18 protein-coding genes are annotated in these 21,325 nt (G+C 43.0%); 7 read left to right on the plus strand and 11 right to left on the minus strand.

What is annotated here, in order from left to right:
- Positions 1-5: 5 nt before the first annotated feature.
- The 3 genes from ABIE26_RS02265 to ABIE26_RS02275 all read right to left on the minus strand — a co-directional run bounded on the left by ABIE26_RS02265 (position 6) and on the right by ABIE26_RS02275 (position 2,395).
- Positions 6-134, minus strand: coding sequence for a hypothetical protein (locus ABIE26_RS02265; protein WP_262497624.1), 129 nt, complete (start codon positions 132-134; stop codon positions 6-8).
- A gap of 98 nt (positions 135-232) precedes the next feature.
- Positions 233-613, minus strand: a complete 381-nt coding sequence (locus ABIE26_RS02270; protein WP_310140498.1) for a MerC domain-containing protein — start codon at positions 611-613, stop codon at positions 233-235.
- Between the two features lie 156 nt (positions 614-769).
- On the minus strand, positions 770-2,395 hold the full coding sequence (locus tag ABIE26_RS02275; protein ID WP_310140497.1) for an ABC-F family ATP-binding cassette domain-containing protein: 1,626 nt from the start codon (positions 2,393-2,395) through the stop codon (positions 770-772).
- Positions 2,396-2,463: 68 nt separating this feature from the next.
- On the opposite strand from ABIE26_RS02275, the gene ABIE26_RS02280 reads away from it, so the two are divergent.
- The 3 genes from ABIE26_RS02280 (at position 2,464) to ABIE26_RS02290 (ending at position 4,147) form a co-directional block, all read left to right on the plus strand.
- Complete coding sequence (locus ABIE26_RS02280) at positions 2,464-3,033, plus strand: hypothetical protein (RefSeq protein ID WP_310140496.1); 570 nt, start codon at positions 2,464-2,466, stop codon at positions 3,031-3,033.
- Positions 3,034-3,116: 83 nt separating this feature from the next.
- Complete coding sequence (locus ABIE26_RS02285) at positions 3,117-3,698, plus strand: nitroreductase family protein (protein WP_310140494.1); 582 nt, start codon at positions 3,117-3,119, stop codon at positions 3,696-3,698.
- Complete coding sequence (locus ABIE26_RS02290; RefSeq protein WP_310140492.1) at positions 3,683-4,147, plus strand: GreA/GreB family elongation factor; 465 nt, start codon at positions 3,683-3,685, stop codon at positions 4,145-4,147. Before ABIE26_RS02285 ends, ABIE26_RS02290 begins: the two co-directional genes overlap by 16 nt.
- A gap of 1 nt (position 4,148) precedes the next feature.
- On the opposite strand, the gene ABIE26_RS02295 is transcribed toward ABIE26_RS02290, so the two are convergent.
- Complete coding sequence (locus ABIE26_RS02295) at positions 4,149-5,009, minus strand: polysaccharide deacetylase family protein (protein ID WP_310140490.1); 861 nt, start codon at positions 5,007-5,009, stop codon at positions 4,149-4,151.
- 27 nt (positions 5,010-5,036) lie between these two features.
- Positions 5,037-5,933, minus strand: coding sequence for a polysaccharide deacetylase family protein (locus ABIE26_RS02300; protein ID WP_310140488.1), 897 nt, complete (start codon positions 5,931-5,933; stop codon positions 5,037-5,039).
- Positions 5,934-6,062: 129 nt separating this feature from the next.
- On the opposite strand from ABIE26_RS02300, the gene ABIE26_RS02305 reads away from it, so the two are divergent.
- Positions 6,063-8,576 (plus strand): S9 family peptidase, encoded by a 2,514-nt coding sequence (locus tag ABIE26_RS02305; protein WP_310140487.1) that lies wholly within the window; start codon positions 6,063-6,065, stop codon positions 8,574-8,576.
- 82 nt (positions 8,577-8,658) lie between these two features.
- On the opposite strand, the gene ABIE26_RS02310 is transcribed toward ABIE26_RS02305, so the two are convergent.
- On the minus strand, positions 8,659-9,264 hold the full coding sequence (locus tag ABIE26_RS02310; protein ID WP_310140485.1) for an outer membrane beta-barrel protein: 606 nt from the start codon (positions 9,262-9,264) through the stop codon (positions 8,659-8,661).
- Positions 9,265-9,644: 380 nt separating this feature from the next.
- On the opposite strand from ABIE26_RS02310, the gene ABIE26_RS02315 reads away from it, so the two are divergent.
- Positions 9,645-11,129, plus strand: coding sequence for a glycoside hydrolase family 130 protein (locus ABIE26_RS02315; protein WP_310140483.1), 1,485 nt, complete (start codon positions 9,645-9,647; stop codon positions 11,127-11,129).
- A 4-nt stretch (positions 11,130-11,133) separates the two neighbouring features.
- On the opposite strand, the gene ABIE26_RS02320 is transcribed toward ABIE26_RS02315, so the two are convergent.
- Positions 11,134-13,419: a glycosyltransferase family 4 protein gene (locus ABIE26_RS02320; protein WP_310140481.1), complete on the minus strand. Its 2,286-nt coding sequence runs from the start codon at positions 13,417-13,419 to the stop codon at positions 11,134-11,136.
- A gap of 155 nt (positions 13,420-13,574) precedes the next feature.
- Positions 13,575-16,169 (minus strand): ATP-dependent chaperone ClpB, encoded by a 2,595-nt coding sequence (gene clpB / locus ABIE26_RS02325; protein ID WP_310140479.1) that lies wholly within the window; start codon positions 16,167-16,169, stop codon positions 13,575-13,577.
- A 342-nt stretch (positions 16,170-16,511) separates the two neighbouring features.
- Between clpB and ABIE26_RS02330 the strand changes: the two genes are divergently transcribed.
- Both ABIE26_RS02330 and ABIE26_RS02335 read left to right on the plus strand, forming a co-directional pair.
- Positions 16,512-16,856, plus strand: a complete 345-nt coding sequence (locus ABIE26_RS02330; RefSeq protein WP_310140477.1) for a DUF1801 domain-containing protein — start codon at positions 16,512-16,514, stop codon at positions 16,854-16,856.
- A 6-nt stretch (positions 16,857-16,862) separates the two neighbouring features.
- Positions 16,863-18,074 carry an MFS transporter gene (locus tag ABIE26_RS02335; protein ID WP_310140475.1) on the plus strand — a complete coding sequence of 404 codons (1,212 nt, stop codon included), beginning with the start codon at positions 16,863-16,865 and terminating at the stop codon, positions 18,072-18,074.
- Here ABIE26_RS02335 and ABIE26_RS02340 read toward each other — a convergent pair.
- The 3 genes from ABIE26_RS02340 to pyrE form a co-directional block, all read right to left on the minus strand.
- Positions 18,069-19,937 carry a heparinase II/III domain-containing protein gene (locus ABIE26_RS02340; protein ID WP_310140473.1) on the minus strand — a complete coding sequence of 623 codons (1,869 nt, stop codon included), beginning with the start codon at positions 19,935-19,937 and terminating at the stop codon, positions 18,069-18,071. The genes ABIE26_RS02335 and ABIE26_RS02340 overlap by 6 nt on opposite strands.
- Positions 19,938-20,019: 82 nt before the next feature.
- Positions 20,020-20,418 (minus strand): SRPBCC family protein, encoded by a 399-nt coding sequence (locus tag ABIE26_RS02345; RefSeq protein WP_310140471.1) that lies wholly within the window; start codon positions 20,416-20,418, stop codon positions 20,020-20,022.
- A gap of 6 nt (positions 20,419-20,424) precedes the next feature.
- Positions 20,425-21,084, minus strand: coding sequence for an orotate phosphoribosyltransferase (gene pyrE, locus ABIE26_RS02350; protein ID WP_310140470.1), 660 nt, complete (start codon positions 21,082-21,084; stop codon positions 20,425-20,427).
- Positions 21,085-21,325: the final 241 nt, after the last annotated feature.

Consider the following 21,325-nt stretch of genomic DNA (forward strand, 5'->3'; position numbering starts at 1 on the left):
AGCCGTTATTTTTTTAGATGGTTGTTTAAATACTTCAGGTAGAGTTTTTTGCCATCCATCTTTTCATGTTTGCAGCCCGGGTTGATCATGCTTACAAAAGCCAGAAATGCCGCGAATATTAGTTTCTTGTTCATATGGGGTTGTGTGATACACAAAAATAGTATATGCAATTTAATTGCATATACTATTCGTGTAAAGTATTTGCTACTGCGGGTTAAAATAAACCGCAATTTTATTTGTGCTGGCAGCTGCGGCTGTATTTCCAATTGATAAAATGTGCCGCAGCAATGGTAAAGCCACCCAGTGGAATCAGTATAGCCTCCAGGCTTTCTATAAAATAATGTCCCAGCGCTATTGATCCAAAGCCAGCCAGCAGTACAGCAATAGGCGTAATTTTTTTGTGTTTAGGATACGAGCTGGCAAGCGACCAGACACCTATAATTAATGAAAGGCAGATCATGCTGATTTCCACCCAGCTATTGGCCAGAAAGCCTAATCCCCATAGCGGCAGGGTGCTGATAACGAAGGGAAGGGCAGCGCAATGAATGGCGCAGGCCAGGGATGCAGTAATGCCCAGCTGATCAAGGCGTGCTGATTTAACAAATGGCTTCATCTTTTGAATTTGTTTTTTATAAAATGAACAGATAGATTTTTATAGTGCAAATATAAAAGCAATAAAGTTGCATTTGCAAAAGATGTTAAAAAAAACTATGATATAAAAAAAATGCCCTCCGTAAGGAAGGCATTTTTTTCTTTGAAAGTCAGGACATTAACCTTTGTACATTTTTGCCCTCAGCTCTGCTACATCCGGACTGCTGATGTATTCATCATAGGACATCATTTTATCTATGGCGCCGTTAGGGGTCAGCTCAATGATACGTGTCGCAACAGATTCGGTCAGGGCATGATCTCGTGAAGTAAAAAGAGCAGTGCCTTTAAAATCTTTCATTCCATTGTTCAGTGCAGTAATAGATTCCAGGTCGAGGTGGTTGGTTGGTTCATCAAACAATAAAAGGTTGGCATGTTTGAGCATCATCTGCGAGAACATACAACGCATTTTTTCGCCCCCCGACAGTACTTTTACATTTTTTAGCACCTCTTCTCCAGAGAAAAGCATACGACCCAGGAAACTCCTTACAAATTGCTCGTCCTGATCTGTGCCTGAGTATTCACGAAGCCAGTCGACCAGATTTTCGTCTTTATTTTCAAAGTAAATAGAATTGTCGTTAGGGATGTCGGCCACATTGATGGTCACACCAAACTTAAATTCACCTTTATAATTCTTTTCCCTGCCGGTAAGTACATTGTAAAAAGCAGTTGTAGCCAGGCTGTTCTGAGATAAAACCGCAATTTTATCGCCTTTATTTACCATGAAGCTCACATCCTTAAACATTACTTCATCATTTAGTGAGCAGGATAAATGTTCCACCTGCAGAATCTGATCGCCAGCTTCCCTCCCCAGGTTATTAAACAAGATGGCCGGGTATTTCCTGCTTGAAGCTTTGATTTCTGAAATGTCGATCTTATCCAAAGCCTTTTTACGCGAAGTTGCCTGTTTGGATTTAGAGGCATTTGCACTAAAGCGCTGGATAAACTCCTGTAACTCTTTCACTTTTTCTTCCAGCTTTTTGTTTTGGTCGCTGCGTTGTTTTAAGGCCAGTTGACTCGACTCGTACCAGAAAGTGTAGTTACCGGAGTAGATACTCATTTTGCTGAAGTCGATGTCCACAATATGTGTACAAACCGCATCTAAAAAGTGCCTGTCGTGCGACACCACCAGTACAATGTTCTGATAGTCGGCCAGGAAGTTCTCTAACCAGGCAATGGTATCAATGTCAAGGTCGTTGGTAGGCTCATCCAGCAGCAGAATATCGGGGTTACCAAATAAGGCCTGTGCCAGTAAAACACGCACCTTCTGGTTACCATCTAATTCCTTAAGTTGTTTATAATGGTATTCTTCTTTAATACCCAGGTTGCTCAACATGGTAGCGGCATTGCTTTCCATATTCCAGCCGTCCATTTCTGCAAATCTGTTCTCCAGTTCGCCGGCACGTTCGCCATCTTTATCGGTAAAATCTTCCTTTAAATAGATGGCATCCTTTTCTTTCATGATGTCGTACAATTCCTTGTGGCCCATCATTACAGTTTCAATTACACTGAATTCATCAAACTCATAGTGGTTTTGTTTTAAAACCGCCATACGCTCTCCCGGGGTAAAAGCTACTGTACCTGTAGTCTGGCTTACATCGCCTGATAAAATTTTAAGAAAAGTAGATTTACCTGCTCCGTTGGCCCCAATTACACCATAGCAGTTGCCCTGGGTAAATTTTAGGTTTACATCTTCAAATAAAGTTCTTTTTCCGTAGCGGAGTGATAAATTAGAAACTGAAATCATATTGCTGAAAAATAAGCCGCAAAGGTAAGTATAATTTATTTTATTAAGTTTGATCACTAGATTTTTGTATGGTAGGTAAAGAAGAACTGATTGCAAGACTGGATACTTCCATGAAATTTAAGATGGTTGACAATGTTACTGCCATCATTGAAGGCCATAATCCGGATATTGCCGATTTGCTGGAACTCAGCTTTTATAAAAAGAAGGAGGTAGCTTTCAGAGCGGCCTGGATGCTGGAATACCTGATGACAAACCGGCCTCAGGAGTTTCGTACCCATGTGCCGGCCTTGCTGAGCCTGCTTCCCCGCCAAAACAACCCTTCGGCTATGCGTCATTATGCCAAAATTGTGGCACTGATGACAGACAGGAACGCAGATCCGGTTTATAGGGAGCTTTCAGATCAGATAGATTTTGACCCGGTAATAGAGGTGTTGTTTACCTGGCTGGTTGATCCGGAAACACTGGTGGCTAGTAAAGTACATTGTATGCAGGCCCTGGCCAACCTGGTGCCACGGTACGATTGGATAAAGGAGGAACTGCAGGAAACCATTGAACATCTGATGGGTATAGAAAGTATTGCTTTTTTTGCCCGTGCTAAAATGGTAAAGAAACAATTGAAAAAGTATTACACCAGGTAAACATTTCACCCGTCCTTTAATTTTATTTTTGCAGGCATACGTACGTTTGTCTAAGAATCATGGAAAGCGTTAACAAGAACGTTATGGAGAACAAAGAAATTACAATTTTAAGCAATATCATTAAGCGCCGGAGAAGCATTTTCCCGGTTAGCTATACTCAGGAAGAGGTTCCGGTAGAGGTGATCCGGCAGATTCTGGAAAGTGCTAATTATGCACCTACACATAAACTTACAGAACCCTGGCGCTTTATTGTATTCAGGAACGAGGGGAAAATAAAACTAGGGCAGGAACTGGCCCGTTTGTATAAGGAAAGCACACCATCGAACCAGTTCCTGCAGAAAAAATACGATAGCATTACAGAAAAAGCAGGGCAGGCCAGCTGTATCATCACTTTGAATGCAAAGCTGCATAGCGATAAAATTCCTGAATGGGAAGAGCTGGCTGCTTTGGCCTGCGCCGTACAGAACATGGCCCTTACTGCCGAGGCCCTTCAGGTTGGTGCTTACTGGAGTTCGCCCGGCATGATTGCAGATCTCAAAGAATATCTTAACTTAGGTGAACATGAAAAATGTTTTGGACTTTTTTACATGGGCTATCACAATGAGGAATCCAGGGAAGCCAAACGTACACCGATAGACGAGAAAATTAAATGGATAGAGTCGTAAATATGGACAAAGAGCATTTATATCAGTTATGCTTAAATTTTATTGAACAGCGCATCCAGACCGCAGAAACTGCATTGGCGCAAGCCCGTGAAGCCAGTAACGACGACACAAAAAGCAGTGCCGGTGATAAGTATGAAACCAGCAGGGAAATGATGCAGCAGGATATAGATCGTAACAAACGCTTATTGATTGATGCACAGGATAACCTGAAGGTATTGGAAGCTGTTGGGCATACAGCCGCCGCCGATACGATAAGTGGCGGAAGCCTGGTACATACCAGCGAGGGTATCTTTTACATCAGCATCAGCGCCGGTCAGCTACAGATAGAAGGTAAAACCGTATTCGCTATCTCTGCTGCCTCGCCAATAGGTAAGCTGATGCTTGGACATAAAAAGGGAGACGATTTTACCTTTAACGGCAAAAAATACAAGATTATAGCTGTTGAGTAATCTATTTGAAGCTCTTATTGATGCTGTTGTACAGGTTTCTGGCCGTATAGGTTCCCGGATCTATGATGCGCCTGATGGTGTACATTGGGTAGTTTTCATCCCTTTTGGTAGACAGGATAAAAGCTGCTTTAAAACCGTGCTCCTTTAATTTGGACAAGTTGGTGGCTTTAAATACGCCATATGGATAAGCAAAATATTCTACCTTTTTACCGGTTATGGCCTCCAGGGTTTTATTGGGCTTGTCGATCTGGATTTCCCAGTCTTCATCAGTAAACTGCGCAAAATTCTTGTGGTTCCAGGTATGACTGGCGATGACATGCCCTTCGTCAGACAGTTCTTTGATCTGGGCTTTGTTCATGTATCTTGGCCGGCCTATTGATACCGTCATGATAAAATACACACCTTTAAAACCATGCTTTTTTAGCTCTTTTGCACCCACTGTATATTGATCCAGGTCGGTATCGTCAAAAGTAATCATGATGGGTTTCTCTGGTAAGGTGGTCCCATTGTTCAGGTAATCGTATAGTTGGTCTGGCAGGATGGTATGGTAACCACTATCGGCCAGCATTTTCATGTGCTCCGCAAATTTGGCCGGGGGCATGATGTCGTCATGCGCACGTTTGGAATCAGAAGCCTTCCAGTCCCTGATCTGATGGTAACAAAGTACCGGCACTTCCTTTTTGCTTAAAATTTCGGCTGCGGTAGCTTCTTTTTTAGCGCCTCCTTCAACATTTGCAGCAGCTGTTTCACTAGTCGGACTCAGCTGCATGTTGTTTGTATCTATGCCGCCTTTTATAGTATTGGTACAGGCAGCAAGCAGTAAGCCTGCTGCCATGGTAGTTGCGAAAAATCTGCGTTTCATTTTCAGATGAGAGAACCCGGAAGGGTATTAAAAGCTTTTTACGATGCTGTTGTGCAGGGTTTTAGGACTCCAGTAACCGCTGGCAATGATCCGTCTTATGGTAAACAGGGGCTCGTTCTGGTCTCGTTTGTCGGCCAGTGAAAAGGCCATTCTGAAACCGCGTTTCTTTAACTGCGGAATGCCCTCTGCATTCCATAAACCAAAAGGATAGGCAAATTCCGTCATTTTTTTGCCGGTAATCTCTTCCAGTTTTTTTGTTGGCTTATCCAATTGTTCTTCCCAGTCCTTGCCCTGATATTTTTTAAAGTTTTTATGGTCGTAAGTATGACTGCCAATTACATTGCCTTCATCAGAAAGCTGTTTGATCTGTTCCTTAGTCATATAATCTACAAACTTACCCTTCTTGCCTATAGAAACGGTCATGATAAAATAAACTGCCTTATAACCATACTTTTTTAAAGTTGGTGCAGCTACTGTAAACTGGTCCATATCGGTGTCGTCAAAAGTAAACATGATCGGTTTTGGTGGCAGAGGGGCACCTGTATTTAAGTATGCATACAGCTGGTCTGGTAAAATGGAGTGATAACCACTGTCGGCCAGCATCTTGATCTGGTCTTTGAAATTCTGGATCTCAACAATATAATCTTTGCCTATTTTGCCATCTGTAGGTTTCCAGTTGCGCACCTGGTGGTAGCACAATATAGGCACCTGCTTGCGGGCCAGGATGGTTTTAGCATCTGCCACTTTTATTTTAGACACATCAACAGGGGCAGCTTGTGTGCCATCTGCTGCTGCCGTTTCACTGGTGGCTACAGCAGTGCTGTCTTTGGCATAGGCCTGATCGCCATTGGTTTGAGATTTTGACTGACATCCGGCAGTAAAAATTACTGCTGCAGCCACTAGAGGTAAAAAGTAAGCTTTCATATAAGGTATTTGGTACAAAACTAAAAAATCAAATCAATAAATGGTAGCTATCGCATTTATTACAATAATTTTCTACCATGGAATGTATTAATCAATATTTTTAGCCGATTAATTTATATCCAATTCATAATGAACAAACTTTACCTGCCGCTGGCACTGGCCTTTTCTACGCTTTGTGCCGGCCAAGATGCCCTTGCACAAACCAAAACATTTACGATATCCGAGACACAGGCTGTTGCACCCCGTGCAAACTATCAGGCAGCATCCAGGTTTTCGCCCAATAAACTCCGTAAAATGGTATATTCTACAGCGGTAGATCCCCATTGGCTAAAGCTGAGTAACCGTTTCTGGTATGAGTACGAAACACCGGCCGGAAAGGAGTGGTACCTGGTAGACCCCGCTGCCAAAAGCAAAAAGAAGCTGTTTGACAATGCCAAACTTGCTGCAGAAATCACCAGCACCATCCGCGATCCTTTTGATGCCCAGCATCTGCCGCTGGAAAACCTGAAATTTTCGGCAGATGAGAAGCAGCTTACTTTTGAGGTGAGGAGTACGATAGATGAGCTAAAAAAAGACAGAAAAGACAAAAAAGCAGCCGATTCTATGCAGAAGAAGGTGTTTTATTTCAATTACGACCTGGCTAAAGCAAAGCTTACCGAAATTCCTAATTATACGAAACCCAAGGCCAAACCTTCCTGGGGTTCGGTAGCGCCCGATTCCTCTGCTATTATTTTCAGCCGCAATTTTAACCTCTACTGGATGGATAAGGAAAATTATAAAAAGGCGGTTAAAAATGAAGAGGACAGCACCATCGTAGAGCATCAGCTCACTAAAGATGGCGTAAAATTTTATCCCTATGGAAGCAACGGCGACGGAGAAAACAATGAAGAGAATGAAAAGAACAATAAGAAAAGACGCCCGGCTTATGTCATGTGGTCGCCCGATTCCAAACATTTTGTGCTGAACCGTACAGATTCCCGTAAGGTAAAAGACCTCTGGGTAATCAATAACGTGGCAGCGGGCAGACCAACCCTCGAAACCTACAAATACCAGATGCCCGGCGAAAAGGAATCGCCCATTACAGAAATCCTGCTGTTCAACTTTACTTCAAAAAGTTATAAAAAGCTGAATACTGCGGCATTTAAAGACCAGACTGTATCGGTTTGGGGTGCCCCTCTGAAAAATAAGGACCGCGACAACGAATTCCGCCCTTCTATCTGGCTGGGAAACAACAGTAAAATATATTTTCAACGTACCAGTCGGGATTTAAAGCGTATTGACGTTTGTATGGTCGACATCAATACCGGCACAGTTACACCTTTAATAGATGAACGCTTCAACACTTATGTAGAGGTAAGCCGGCCCGGATTGGTTAATGATGGTAACGAGTTGATCCACTGGTCGGAGCGCGATGGCTGGGCGCATTTTTATCTGTTCGATGGAAATGGTAAATTAAAGAATCAGATCACCAGAGGTGCTTTCCACTGCGAAGAAATTGTAAATATAGACCAGAAGAACCGTGTCCTTTATTTTACAGCCAATGGCAGGGAAAACAAAGAAGATCCTTATTACCTGCATTTGTACCGTATCAATTTTGACGGTTCGGGCATGAAACTGCTGAACCCCGGCGATTTTGACCATGCCATTAGCATGAATGATGAAGCGAAATTTTTTGTCAATAACTTTTCGAGGGTAAACACAGTGCCGAAATCGGCATTGATGGACAACAACGGCAGGGTGGTGATGAACCTGGAAACTGCCGATCTTTCTTTGTTAATGGCTACAGGCTATAAATTCCCGGAACCCTTTAAAGTAAAAGCCGATGATGGGCTGACCGATATTTATGGGGTAATGTACAAGCCTTTTGATTTTGATCCGAACAAAAAATACCCTGTTATCGAGTACGTATACCCAGGGCCGCAGACAGAGGCGGTAAACAAAGCCTTCAGCAAAAGCATGGACCGGACCGATCGTTTGGCACAGTTTGGTTACATTGTGGTTACAGTAGGTAACCGTGGCGGTAACCCGGCCCGTTCTAAATGGTACCATACTTATGGATACGGCAATCTGCGCGATTACGGACTGGCAGATAAAAAGGCTGCAGTAGAGCAACTGGCCGACAGATACTCTTTTATTGATGCAACCAAAGTAGGTATTACCGGTCATTCTGGTGGTGGTTTCATGTCTACAGCCGCAATGCTGGTATACCCCGATTTCTTTAAAGTTGCAGTTTCCAATGCCGGAAACCACGACAACAGCATTTACAACCGCTGGTGGAGCGAAAAGCATCATGGGGTAAAAGAGGTAGTATCTGCCAAAGGCGATACCACTTTTACCTACAGCATAGATAAAAACCCGGATCTGGCCAGAAACCTGAAGGGGCATCTGATGTTAATGACAGGGGATATCGACAACAATGTGCACCCTGCAAATACCATCAGGGTAGCCAATGCGCTGATGAAAGCCGGAAAACGGTTTGAACTGGTAATGGTACCCGGACAGCGTCATGGCTTTGGTGAGCTTACCGAGTATACTTTCTGGAAACTGGCAGATCATTTCAATAAATATCTGATTGGTGACGACCGGGCTTCAGGAGAAGTAAATATCCTGGAAATGGACAGGGAAATAGAGCGGAAACGATAAATGATCGACTAAAAGAAAAAGGCCTTTGCAACTGCAGAGGCCTTTTTCTTTAACCAAACTTAAATATTAAGTAAAAGTCATCCTAGAAGTGGAACATTACACCCAGTTTAGGAGTGATAGTGCTGGCGTCTAAACCAAATGAATTGGTTTTTGTTTTGATGCCAGTTGCTTCGTCTTTCAGGCTTGTGTTGCTGTAACCTAAGCCATCAACAGAAACTTCAATACCTACTCTTTTGGTTGGGAAGAAAGCAAATCCAGGGCTTAACTTTACACCAATATGAGTTACGCTACCAGTTTTATCGCCTACATCACCTGTAACCTCATCAACATCTTTCATATTTCCAAAAACCATAGGCACTGCCAATTGTCCAAAGAATTTGAATTGGTCAGACAAACCAACATAATAACGGCCAAAAGGTGCAACCTGGAAGCCTTGAGTTAAAGAACCGCGGCTTACTTCTTTATCATAAGCATAACCTACACCTGTACCAACAGCAAAGTTGTCGCTTACGAAGTAACCTACAGAAGGACTTACTTCAAATTTGAAGTCAGCTTTATCGGCACCATCTTCTTTTGTAGAGTTTAAACCTACGGTACCACCCACAATAAATTTACCTTTTTCGGTTTGTGCTTGTGTACCAAATGCGATACCTGCTACTGCTACTAATGATAATAATAACTTTTTCATCTCTTTGTTTTTTATAATTAATAATATGACCAGTATTGACTTTTACATTCTGACCATTTACGATATATAGTCAATGCCTGTGCCAAACATAATGTGCCTTGAGATGTGCGAAAATAACCTTTTTGGTAACCGCTTAATTCCTAAGTGAATAGAATTTTTCAGCAAGGTCTTTATTATTTTGGTGTGACAATCTTACTTGAATTATGACAAATCCAGCAGTTTTTTATTTATTCGTCCTGACTTTTTTTGTAAAATTGTCAGTATGATCCTTGCCTGTTTTGGCATACGATCTGACAAAAGGTTGTCAGTCTGCTGACGTTTTTTTCAAAAAAACTATAAATTCATAAATCTTTGTGCACACCTAAAACGTTATACGTAATATGAGATTATCAATAGAAAGAAAACCAGTTAAGGTGTACCCCGATCCCAAGCGGGTAATTGCAAGATTTTTTTTTAACGGAGATGAAAGGGCAGTTGAGGTGGTGAAACACGTGTTGGCACTTTCCGACAAAGAAGTATTCGGCCTGATCTCGCCCCTGCTTCAGGAGTATTCCAAGCGGCACCGGAACATCACTAAAATCCTGACACGTCACTGTAAGAAAATTAAACACTGTATAGAAACGGCGGGTTATGATTTTGAATCACTTGATAAGTACCAGAAATTACTGCTCGGCTCTTACTTTACCCACGAATACTCTATAGAATCAGCTGCTTTTTTTAACCCTTCTGTTGTTGAAGATCCCGACCAGTCAGACCTGGTAGAGGGCGAAAAAAGGCTCATCATCAGCTTCAGGGCGGTAGGGGAAGGACATATTTCCTCTGTGGTATTCAGAAGGGCGCTTATTGACCGTGATCACAACATCAGCGTAATACCTGTTGGAAATTATATAGATGAAGCTGAAGTCATTAAAAATGCGGTATACAATAAAAAATTGTTTCTTAAAAAGGCAGCAGACTCCAGAATTAACATAGAAGTGCTGGATGAGGTGGGGCTAAAACTCGAAGATAAATTCGATTATGCTACGCTTCGCAAGGTTATACTTGATGGGAAGTCGCTACAGGAAAACGACCTCAAAAAACTGGAATACGACAAAATTCTTTGGTTGTCTGATACTTATCATGAAATCAGTTTTTCAAGGGATACCGATATTTCAGACCGGGTCATCTTTCCAATTTCAGAATTTGAGCGTAAAGGTATAGAAGACGCCCGGTTTGTCCGATTTGTGAAAGATGATGGCAACGTTATTTTTTATGCTACCTATACAGCATTTGATGGTGCCATGATTATGCCTAAGTTGTTGCAAACAATTGATTTTTATGATTTTAAGATCAGTCCGCTGCATGGCATAGGTGCACAGAATAAGAATCTGGCACTATTTCCACGTAAAATAAACGGCAAATATGCCATGATGTCGCGTATCGACGGCTGGAACAATTACCTGATGTATTCAGATAAGCTCACAGTGTGGGACAATCCTGTTAAACTACAGGCCCCGCAATTTCCTTGGGAATTTATTCAGATCGGCAATTGTGGCTCTCCTATAGAAACAGCGGCCGGATGGCTGGTTATCACCCATGGTGTAGGACCCATGCGCCGTTACTGTCTGGGCGCAAGCCTGTTCGACCTGAATGATCCTTCTATTGAAGTTGGTCGCTTAACTGAGCCTTTGGTTATTCCCAATACCGATGAGCGGGAGGGATATGTGCCTAATGTACTGTATTCCTGCGGCTCTATTATCCATAATGATGAACTGATTATACCTTACGGCTTGTCTGATTATTGTTCGTCGTTTGCTGCGGTGAAAATAGACTTGCTGCTGGAAAAACTGAAGAACTCCAGCTTTAAGCGGGAGCCTTCAGCATAATAATTTAGCTGAGCATCTGCTTTTGTACAGAACTACTCAGATCGCCACTTTGGATATATTCATATTCGAGTGCTTTTAGCACAACCAAGTGTGATATCCAGTAGGCTAGTGTGCTTTCGGCGCCCTGGTTCCGGTTCACACCCTGTGGCTGAAGCCCATCCCCGCAACCTTTTGTTTCATGATCAAACAAGGGCAGGTGCAGACTGTTTTCACCTAAAAACCACTGGTAGCAGAGGTACATCTGTTTGATATAGGTCAGGTCACGCGTAATCTCGTAGGCTTTAAAATACATCAGCACCATGGCCATGGTTTCTATGGCCTGCTGATCATACACCGCCATCCCGTTTTGGCCCTCCCTATACAGCCAGCCATCATTGCCTACAGGGTTTAAATAGCCCTGCGACAGTGTTTTGCTGCTTAGAAACTCCATACTTTCCAAAGCGATCTCGAGTGATTCCTTATCCCTGCTGCACTGGTAATACGAAAATAAAGCAAGTGGCAATATGCCATTATCATAGGTCATTTTCTCTTCAAACCAGTGCCAGTTTTCCTGCTTGTTTTTACGGTATGCAGCTTTTAAGGGCGCAGCCAGCTGGTCAAATTGCTCCCTTACATAATCGTCACCCGGATGCGCTTTCAGGTAATTAGACAAGCCGATCATTGTGTTTCCAATACCCCTCAGGTGCTGAAGTTTCTGGAAATGAGGAACAGATTTGCTAAACAGCTCGCGGGCAAATTCACGGTAAGAATTGTTTGGCGCGTTGTTGATCAGGTAGCCGAGCGACCAGATGGTACGCCCAAAAGAGTCTTCAGAACCGACTTCATCAAGATACTCCCGGGTAAAACTCAGGAAGTTCCTGAAATTTCCGTCATCACATTGCATATATTGGATGTAACTCAGGTAAACGGGGAGCAGTTCGAGGGCGACCTTGCTTTTATTCTGCTGATAAGCCATAATGGCCAGGATCAGTGCGCGCGCGTTATCATCTACACAATACCCTTCTTTCAGGTTAGGGATGCCAAATTTGGCATGCTGTACAATGCCGGTATCATCTGTCAGCCGCTGCACGTGTGCAAGGCTAAAGGAAGGCATGGCATCAGGATCAATGATTTGTTTACCTGAACTGTCTTTCTCGGCGAGCGACTTGCTGATCGCTTCATCCAGCAGGTCTACAAATACCTGTCCGGTACTTGGCCAGCGCAAATGGATACCATATTCATAAGCATTTGCTTTCAGGGTGTTTAATTTCTCCTGATCTTCAAAAAGCTCATTTACTATAGTTGCCAAAGCATCTGAATCCTTGAAATCAAATAACCTTCCCCTGTCATCTGCCAATAGTTCCTGCGCATGCCAGTAAGGTGTAGAGATCACTGCAGCGCCGGCACCTATGGCATAGGAAAGCGTTCCGCTGGTAATCTGAGCTTCATTCAGATAGGGGGTAATGTACATATCGCATGCTGTCAGGTAATCGAACAGCTGTTCTTCAGATACAAATTTGTTAATGAAAGTAATGTTATCTTCTACATTGAGCTTACGGGCAAGCCTTTTCAGGCTGTCACGATATTCCTCGCCCGAGTTCCGGATCACGCCTGGGTGTGTAGTACCCAGCACCACGTACATCACATCAGGGTTCTTTTCTACTATTTTAGGTAGTGCTTCAATAACCGTTTCCAGCCCTTTGTTTCTGCTGATCAGTCCGAAGGTAAACAGCACTTTCTTATTCTTGAAGGGTAGTGAGCCCTTAACCGGATTGTCTGTTTTAGGCTCAAGATCAGGAACCCCATGCTCAATCAATTGAATTTTATTAAAAGGAATGCCATATACACCGGTTAAAAAGCCTACTGCCCGGTGGCTCATCACCACTATCCGCGAAGAATGTTTGGCTATCTCCCTGATGATGGTGAGCTGCATATAACTCGGATCTTTTAATACGGTATGTAAAATAGTAATGAGTGGTTTTTGCAGCCTGGCGATCAGTGGCAGGATATAAACCCCATGCTCACCCCCATAAATTCCAAACTCATGTTCCATAATGCAGGCATCAACTAAACTGGTATTGATGTAATCTGCTGCCCTGATGTAATCTTTCTGGTTTTCCTGCCGAATTCTGTATTTTACTTCATGAGGGTACTCATATTCATCTAAATGATCAGAATCATTCATGGCTACTACATAACTGTCGTCAGAAACAGCAGTTTTATCATAACCAATTGCACGGAGCAGATTGTGGTTAAAGGTAGCGATGCCACACTCGCGTGGCGGGTAAGTAGAAATATAAGCGATTTTCATATGTTAAGGAATCTTTACTGCTATAGGAACAAACTTTAACTGGAATTGTTCTATATATGTTGATTTTATTTATGAAAATCGGTTAAAAATTAAACAAAAAATAAAAAGCCCACACCTTTGTTGAAGATGTGGGCTTAAAAACTAGGAAATCTTACTTATTTATTATTTAGGAAAACAAATTTGTGGTCAAACATATCCAGTTTGATCTTACTGTCCTTATCTATCTTTCCGGCCAGGATTTCTTTAGAGAGTTCGTTTAAAATACGTTTTTGTATGACGCGTTTCAATGGCCGTGCTCCAAATTGCGGATCGTAACCCAGTTCTGCCAGCCAGTCCAGCGCTTCCGGAGAGGCTTCCAGTTCTACACCCATTTCGGCAAGCGTATCCTGTACATGTTTAAACTGCAGGCTCACAATATCCCTCAGTTCGCTACGGTTCAGCGGTGTAAACATGATCAGTTCATCAATCCGGTTTAAAAATTCCGGTCTGATGGTCTGTTTCAATAATTCAAACAGTTCGTTCTTGGTTTTGGCTACCACTTCATCGTGATTTTCCTCATTTAATGATTTAAAGTTATCCTGTATCAGGTGCGAGCCGATGTTGGAGGTCATGATGATAATGGTGTTTTTAAAATTCACCACACGGCCTTTGTTGTCGGTTAACCGGCCATCGTCTAATACCTGCAGCAAAATATTGAATACGTCCGGATGTGCTTTTTCAATCTCATCCAATAAGACTACTGAATAAGGTTTGCGGCGTACGGCTTCCGTTAACTGTCCGCCTTCATCATAACCCACATATCCCGGAGGGGCACCAATCAGCCTTGAAACCGCATGGCGTTCCTGATACTCGCTCATGTCTATCCGCGTCATTGCATTTTCATCATTGAACAGGAATTCGGCCAGGGCCTTTGCCAGCTCAGTTTTGCCCACGCCCGTAGTGCCGAGGAAGATAAAAGAACCAATTGGTTTGCGCTTGTCCTGCAAGCCTGCCCGCGAGCGGCGTATAGCATCCGATATGGCTTCTATTGCCTCATCTTGCCCTGCTACGCGCTTGTGTAGTTCAGTTTCCAGATTCAGTAGTTTTTCCCTTTCACTCGAGATCAGCTTGGTAACCGGTATACCGGTCCACCTGCCCACTACACCTGCAATGTCATCAGCAGTTACTTCTTCCTTCAGCATCCGGCCTTCAGTCTGCTGTGCTTCCAGCTGCGTTTTCAGTTTTTCAACTTTATCCTGGGCTTCTTTTATCTTACCATAGCGTATTTCAGCAACCTTTCCATAATCACCTGCACGTTCAGCCTGATCGGCTTCCAGTTTGTAATTTTCGATCTGTTCAATTTCGGTATTGATGTTGTCCACCAGGTCTTTCTCTCCCTGCCATTTGGCTTTGATCTCGTCTCTTTCGGCAGATAAATTGGCAATTTCTTCGGCAAGTAATTTTACTTTCCTGGTGTCATTTTCCCTTTTTATGGCTTCGCGTTCAATTTCAAGCTGCATGATCCTTCGGTTCAGCTCATCTACCTTTTCAGGCACACTATCCATCTCCAAACGCAGTTTGGAAGCTGCCTCGTCCATCAGGTCGATCGCTTTATCCGGTAAAAACCTGTCGGCAATATAGCGCTGCGACATCTCTACGGCGGCAATAATGGCCTCGTCTTTAATTCTCACCTTATGGTGGGTTTCATACCTCTCTTTCAATCCACGCAGAATAGAAATAGCATCCTGGGTATCCGGCTCATCTACCATTACCTTCTGGAAACGGCGTTCCAGTGCCTTATCTTTTTCCAGGTACTTCTGGTACTCGTCTAACGTGGTTGCACCAATGGCACGAAGTTCACCGCGGGCAAGGGCAGGTTTAAGGATGTTGGCCGCGTCCATGGCGCCCTCGCCACCACCGGCACCTACCAGGGTGTGGATCTCATCGATGAACAGAATGATATCGCCATCGCTTTGGGTTACCTCTTTAACTACCGCTTTCAAACGTTCCTCAAATTCACCTTTATATTTTGCACCTGCAATGAGTGCGCCCATATCCAGTGAATAAACTGTTTTGGTTTTCAGATTGGTAGGTACGTCACCTTTGATGATCCTGAAAGCAATGCCTTCAGCTATTGCTGTTTTGCCAACACCAGGCTCACCAATCAGGATAGGGTTATTCTTGGTACGTCTCGACAGGATCTGTATTACCCTTCTGATCTCTTCATCACGCCCTATAACAGGATCTAACTTACCCGATTCTGCATATTCATTCAGGTTACGTGCATACTTATTGAGTGCATTATAGGTGGCTTCGGCATTCTGTCCGGTTACATGGTTATCGCCACGCAAAGCGATAATTGCTTTTTTCAGGTCTTTTTCAGTTACGCCCTGGTCTTTCAGAAACTTGGACGTATTATCGTTTACCGAGAGCAGGCCAAGCAATACATGCTCCACAGACACAAACTCGTCCTTAAATTCTTTCAGGTAAGCTTGTGCTTTCTGCAAGGCCGAATTGCTTCCTGAGGTTAAATAGGGGCTACTGCCCGTAACCTTAGGGAACCGTTCAATTTCAGCATCCAGCTGCTGGTTCAGTACATTCAGGTTTACGTTTAGTTTCTTTAAAACATAAGAAACCACATTTTCATCAACAGTCAGCAAACCTTTTAAAAGGTGTGCTATTTCAATAGCCTGCTGCTGATTGCCCTGGGCTATTTCGGAAGCCTGTTGAATTGCTTCCTGGGCTTTTATTGTAAAGTTGTTGAAGTTCATATCACTACTTAAACAAAGTAAATGCCGCCTTGGTTTTTTGATTAAAACCGGAAATTTTGTCCTTTAACTGATCAGATAGATGACTAATTTGCAGGCTTAAGCCCTATAGTGTGAAATTATGTCTCGTTTGGATTAAACGGAACCCTTCTATATAACAAGTCCTCACATAACCCACACCTTCTACACACTTTCTTCACAAAAAAGTACCTGTTTGTGGGTTTGGTGTGAAGGAAGTGTGAACCAGGTGTGAAGAATGCATAAAGTTGTGAAGAAGTAAAGCCATTTATAGGGTAATATTCTTCCAAATTTCCGATATTTGGGGTTCTGCCTTAAAATCCTCCTATGTTAACACCTCTTGAAAATTTCTATTTGCAGCAGGAAGAGCCTTCCAGAGGCTGCCTTATGGCTTTACGGGATTTGATATTGAAACAGGATCAGCAGATAACGGCAGAATGGAAGTATAAGCTCCCGTTTTTTTATTATCGGGGCAAGATGTTGTGTTATCTCTGGATACATAAAAAATACATGTACCCTTACATAGGGATTGTCAATGGAAATAAGATCGCGCACCCAGATCTGATCGTTGAAAAGCGGGCGAGAATGAAAATTTTATTGGTTGATCCGCAAAAGGACCTTCCTATAGAAAAGATCAGGCTCATACTGAACCAGGCATTGGCCTTATATTAAAAGAAGATGAAAGAATTTATTAGATTGTACCTGGATGCCTATAAAGGGTTGTCTGCTCCGGCGTGGATGCTGGCGCTGGTTATGCTCATCAACAGAAGTGGGGCAATGGTGATCCCTTTTTTGGGTGTTTATATGGTTAATCACCTGCATTTTAGTCTGGAGGACACCGGAACGGTATTGAGTTGTTTTGGAATAGGGGCTGTAGCAGGCTCTTTTTTAGGAGGTTGGTTGACTGACAAAGCCGGGCACTTCAAGGTACAGTTGTACAGTCTGATCCTTACTGTTCCTATGTTTTTTCTGCTTCCTGAGCTTACTACCGTTTTAAAGCTGGCCATTGGCGTATTTATGCTGAGCATCATTTCAGAAACATTCAGGCCTGCAAATTCGGTTTCTATTGCTTATTACGCTAAGCCTGACAACGTTATCCGCTCCTTTTCATTAAACCGGATGGCCATGAACCTGGGTTTTTCTATAGGTCCGGCACTGGGTGGTTTTCTGGCAGCTATTTCTTATGCTTTTTTATTTTATGGTAATGCTATTGCTGCCTTTTTATCTGCTTTAATGTTTTTTCTTTATTTCAGAAACCGCAAGGGAAATGAGAAAAAGGAGCTGAAAGAAGAGCCTGTTTTAAATAGCGGAGTAATTGAGCGTTCTCCTTACCGCGATAGCCTTTTTATAGCTTTCAGTATCCTGAGTTGTGTATTTGCCATTTGCTTCTTTCAATTGTTGAATACGCTGCCTTTATATTACCGTACAATTTACAAACTGAGCGAAGCAGATATTGGGGTGATCCTGGCTTTTAGTGGTATGGTGGTGTTTTTATTGGAGATGCTGCTGGTTCATATTGCAGAGAAAAGAATGACAGCAAGGGAAGTAATCGTGCTGGGGGTGTTACTTTGCGGACTTTCCTTCCTCATCTTAAACCTGGCTGTTGGGGTATGGGTGTTGTACCTGGCCATGTTTGTATTCTGCATTTCTGAAATTCTGGCCATGCCTTTTATGGCGACGGTAACTTTGCAGCGTTCCTCATTAAAAACACGGGGTGCATATATGGGAATCAATGCGCTTTCTTTTTCTGTAGCTCATGTATTTTCACCATTTGTAGGTACAAGGATAGCTGCCGAGTGGGGATTTGAAGTTTTGTGGTACGGTACCGCAGTTGTCCTGCTACTTACGGGCATAGGCTTTCTGCTGGTTATGAAGCGGATGCGGCTATAGTGGCCACTGTTTTAGTGGTTTTATGTTGCTTTCTACTTGTTTTTCCGCTGTTTCAGGTATAAGTAGTACCGTTAATGCTTTTGCAGAACTCGCGGGCAGGGAGGTTTCAAAACCGATCATTACAGTTCCAGGATTTGGGGCGTCATAGGTGGTTGTGGGGCTGGTAGACCAGGTTTTTAGGCTGATATCTGCAGGGCCTAAAACACGAAGGATTAATTTTTTGCCCTTTTTCTTGAGTTCAGCTTCGTTCTTACCTGTAATTTTAACTTCCGCAGTGGTGAGCATGGCCCAACGAACAACTGAAGGATTGTCATTATTTTCCAGTTCATCACGGATTACTACATAACTGCTGTTTACCAGGGCAATTCCGCGTAGGGCTTTGGTAAGTTGGTTTTTATAGACCGAACTGATATCGAGCACTGCATTTCTGAAATAAGGATCATCAGCGTAGCTGATGATCGGGGCCGTACCTTCAACCTGCTGAAATTCATTGTTAACACTGAGGGTGTTGTGGTAAAGATTGTTGTACCTCAGTACCTGCCAGCGCTGAGAGTTTTGCTTCATGTTCCAGAGGTCGACGCCTTTGGACTCCAAAGATTCATAGCCCTGCATTCCAAAGTCGCTGGCCCAGCGTACGCCATTCGCCTCCATTACAAAAGAACCCACATCCATATGGCCGTGGTTCAAGGACGGACTTCCGCCTTTAATACCTACATATAAGGCGTTCGGGTCTGTCCATGAGCTGCGCATCATCACGACCGGATTAGCACCTTTTCCCGTCCACATATTTTCTTGTGGGGTAGGAATTTTGTTCAAAGGAATACCACTACCCCAAATGAGCAGAGCAGGAAGAAGTCGATCGTTGGTTAGTGTATTGGTGTTTTTGTTAAGGTACCTTAGCTCGTTAAATAATAGAGATGGATTTTTCAATTTTGTGGCAAACCAGAACATGGCGGGGTTAATCTCGGCGCTATTTCCTGAGTCGAAATAATTAAAGGGCAGATTGGTGGGACCGGTCATGTTGAGCAGATAGCCCGCAGTTTTTAAGAAGCCAGCTTTTTCTCCCAGACCAAAATCAGTGTTGAATGCTTTTTGAAAAGCACTGATGAGCATAACATTAAACGTTGTACCATAGTTCCAGTAGCCATATCCCTCGGGATAAGCTCCATCGGGTTCATAGACTTTCATGGGCAGGTTAACTTTATCTACGGCCCGCTTGATGATGGTATTGGAGAATTCGGGCTGATCTTCGTATAATGCTATTGCAGCAAAGGAAAGGCCTGCATTACAAACCTGGTTCCAGTTGTGTGCCGCATTAAGCCAGAACATATTGCTGCCGGTTAACATTGAAGGCTCAAGACCTTTGGTAAGAAGCGCTTTTTTTATATCAGAGCGGGAGTTTTGGGATAGATCATTGTAAAGCCAATCGTACCCAATGGCGAGCGCCATGGTCATTTCTGCTACGTCCAGGAAATGAGAAGGGTTCCAGTCTTCAAAAGCAGCGGCGGCAAGCATTTCCTGCTCTGCCCTTTTCAGGTATTTTTCCTGCCTGGTCATTCGCCAGGCATAAGAGAGGTAAAAGACACGCTGGAGACAAGTTCTGGATTTATCAAGTAAGCGGCGGCCAATTTGTATGCGCTGTACTGGTGCCTGCTTTAGAAAACTATCACACTTGGTGAGTATACTTATATGTACTTTTTGTAGTGTGGCATTGGACTTGAGGCTTTGACGGATATTTTCTTCTTCATCCTGTAGCAGCAATAACCTTGGATGGTTTGGAACATTCATTTTGCCGACAAGGGTGTTTTGCGCATAAAGGCAAAATGTCAGCAGTGAAAGAATAAGGGTAAAAATCTTTTTCATCTGTGATAAAGTTGCCATCAATATACAAAAAAAGCGTGCCGGATACGATTACCCGGCACGCTTTTTTATATTTAAGGGATACTTATTTCAGAATCTCTGCTAATCTTTCTGTCTGATGATTGGCCAGTTTTTGCAGCGGTCCGGCGGCAAGCATTTTCATCATCATGTTCAGATCTGCAGAGATGGTGTGTGTAGCAATAGTGCCTCCGTTGCCATTATCGGCTACTGTCCATTTTAATTCCACATCAAAAGGGGCTTTTTCGGTCGGTACGGCTATTAGTTCACGGTTTTCTGTGCGGCTCGAAATTTTGATGGCAAGTTTGGCCATGTTTTGTATGGTAAAACTGGCTTCATCCTCGGTAGAAGACCAGTTGTATATATTTTCAGGCATCAATTGCTGGTGATTGTTCAGATCGGCCAGAAAGGCATATACTTTTTCTACAGGCAGGTTTAGCGCTGTAGTACTTTCAATAACTGTCATTTGCTGTTAGGTTAGTTCTTCTAATTCTTTTCCCCATTCAGATGGGTTTCTGCGCCACTTTGTTAAAAGGTCTACGTCTTTCTGAGCTATGAAGCTGTGTTCTGCTGCGTATTCAATTAAGGTATTGTAATTGGAAAGTGTAGCATAACGACATTTGGCTGCGGCAAAATTTTCGTCGGCCTGGTCGAATCCATAAGTAAATATAGCTACTAATCCTGCAACAGATAAGCCTGCATTTCTAAGGGCTTCAACAGCTTGAAGGCTGCTTTTCCCGGTAGAGATGAGGTCTTCAATAACCACCACACGCTGTCCTTCAACGATTTCTCCTTCTATCAGGCTTCCTGTACCATGTTCTTTCGCTTTCGATCTTACGTAAGCAAATGGCAGGCCCAGTTCCTGGGCTACCAGGGCACCCTGAGGTATGCCGGCAGTAGCAACGCCTGCGATGAGGTCAACGGATCCGAATTCTTCCTGGATAAGTTGCGAAAGTTTTTGCCTGATGTATGTCCTTACCGATGGATGGGAGAGTGTGATCCTATTGTCACAATAAATAGGAGATTTCCAACCAGAAGCCCATGTAAACGGGTTGTTAGGTTGTAACTTTATTGCTTTTATTTGTAATAAAAATTCAGCTACCTTTAATTCAATATCACTTTTATTATACATAACGCAAAAATACGGAATTCTTTACATTTGTGCGAACACTAGCCTAAACTATGTTAGCCGTTTGACGTAGTACCGCAAAAATACTTGTTTAATTAATTATACCTATGTCTGCAAATATCGGTAAATAATGTTGCAGGGGGAAAATCTTTTTTGCCCTGTCCTGATTACCAGTTTGATAAAGAGTTGATGATATAGCTGTAATATAAAATTTTGTTTCCATGTATACCTGTTGTGTGTTTTG

The organism is Pedobacter africanus, from assembly GCF_040548825.1.
Classification (GTDB): Bacteria; Bacteroidota; Bacteroidia; order Sphingobacteriales; family Sphingobacteriaceae; genus Pedobacter; species Pedobacter africanus_A.

Bases quoted from the DNA above. Each gene is read 5' to 3' on its own strand.
- ABIE26_RS02265 (WP_262497624.1), bottom strand. From the start codon at position 134: ATGAACAAGAAACTAATATTCGCGGCATTTCTGGCTTTTGTAAGCATG.
- ABIE26_RS02270 (WP_310140498.1), bottom strand. From the start codon at position 613: ATGAAGCCATTTGTTAAATCAGCACGCCTTGATCAGCTGGGCATTACT.
- ABIE26_RS02275 (WP_310140497.1), bottom strand. From the start codon at position 2,395: ATGATTTCAGTTTCTAATTTATCACTCCGCTACGGAAAAAGAACTTTA.
- ABIE26_RS02280 (WP_310140496.1), top strand. From the start codon at position 2,464: ATGGTAGGTAAAGAAGAACTGATTGCAAGACTGGATACTTCCATGAAA.
- ABIE26_RS02285 (WP_310140494.1), top strand. From the start codon at position 3,117: ATGGAGAACAAAGAAATTACAATTTTAAGCAATATCATTAAGCGCCGG.
- ABIE26_RS02290 (WP_310140492.1), top strand. From the start codon at position 3,683: ATGGATAGAGTCGTAAATATGGACAAAGAGCATTTATATCAGTTATGC.
- ABIE26_RS02295 (WP_310140490.1), bottom strand. From the start codon at position 5,009: ATGAAACGCAGATTTTTCGCAACTACCATGGCAGCAGGCTTACTGCTT.
- ABIE26_RS02300 (WP_310140488.1), bottom strand. From the start codon at position 5,933: ATGAAAGCTTACTTTTTACCTCTAGTGGCTGCAGCAGTAATTTTTACT.
- ABIE26_RS02305 (WP_310140487.1), top strand. From the start codon at position 6,063: ATGAACAAACTTTACCTGCCGCTGGCACTGGCCTTTTCTACGCTTTGT.
- ABIE26_RS02310 (WP_310140485.1), bottom strand. From the start codon at position 9,264: ATGAAAAAGTTATTATTATCATTAGTAGCAGTAGCAGGTATCGCATTT.
- ABIE26_RS02315 (WP_310140483.1), top strand. From the start codon at position 9,645: ATGAGATTATCAATAGAAAGAAAACCAGTTAAGGTGTACCCCGATCCC.
- ABIE26_RS02320 (WP_310140481.1), bottom strand. From the start codon at position 13,419: ATGAAAATCGCTTATATTTCTACTTACCCGCCACGCGAGTGTGGCATC.
- clpB (WP_310140479.1), bottom strand. From the start codon at position 16,169: ATGAACTTCAACAACTTTACAATAAAAGCCCAGGAAGCAATTCAACAG.
- ABIE26_RS02330 (WP_310140477.1), top strand. From the start codon at position 16,512: ATGTTAACACCTCTTGAAAATTTCTATTTGCAGCAGGAAGAGCCTTCC.
- ABIE26_RS02335 (WP_310140475.1), top strand. From the start codon at position 16,863: ATGAAAGAATTTATTAGATTGTACCTGGATGCCTATAAAGGGTTGTCT.
- ABIE26_RS02340 (WP_310140473.1), bottom strand. From the start codon at position 19,937: ATGAAAAAGATTTTTACCCTTATTCTTTCACTGCTGACATTTTGCCTT.
- ABIE26_RS02345 (WP_310140471.1), bottom strand. From the start codon at position 20,418: ATGACAGTTATTGAAAGTACTACAGCGCTAAACCTGCCTGTAGAAAAA.
- pyrE (WP_310140470.1), bottom strand. From the start codon at position 21,084: ATGTATAATAAAAGTGATATTGAATTAAAGGTAGCTGAATTTTTATTA.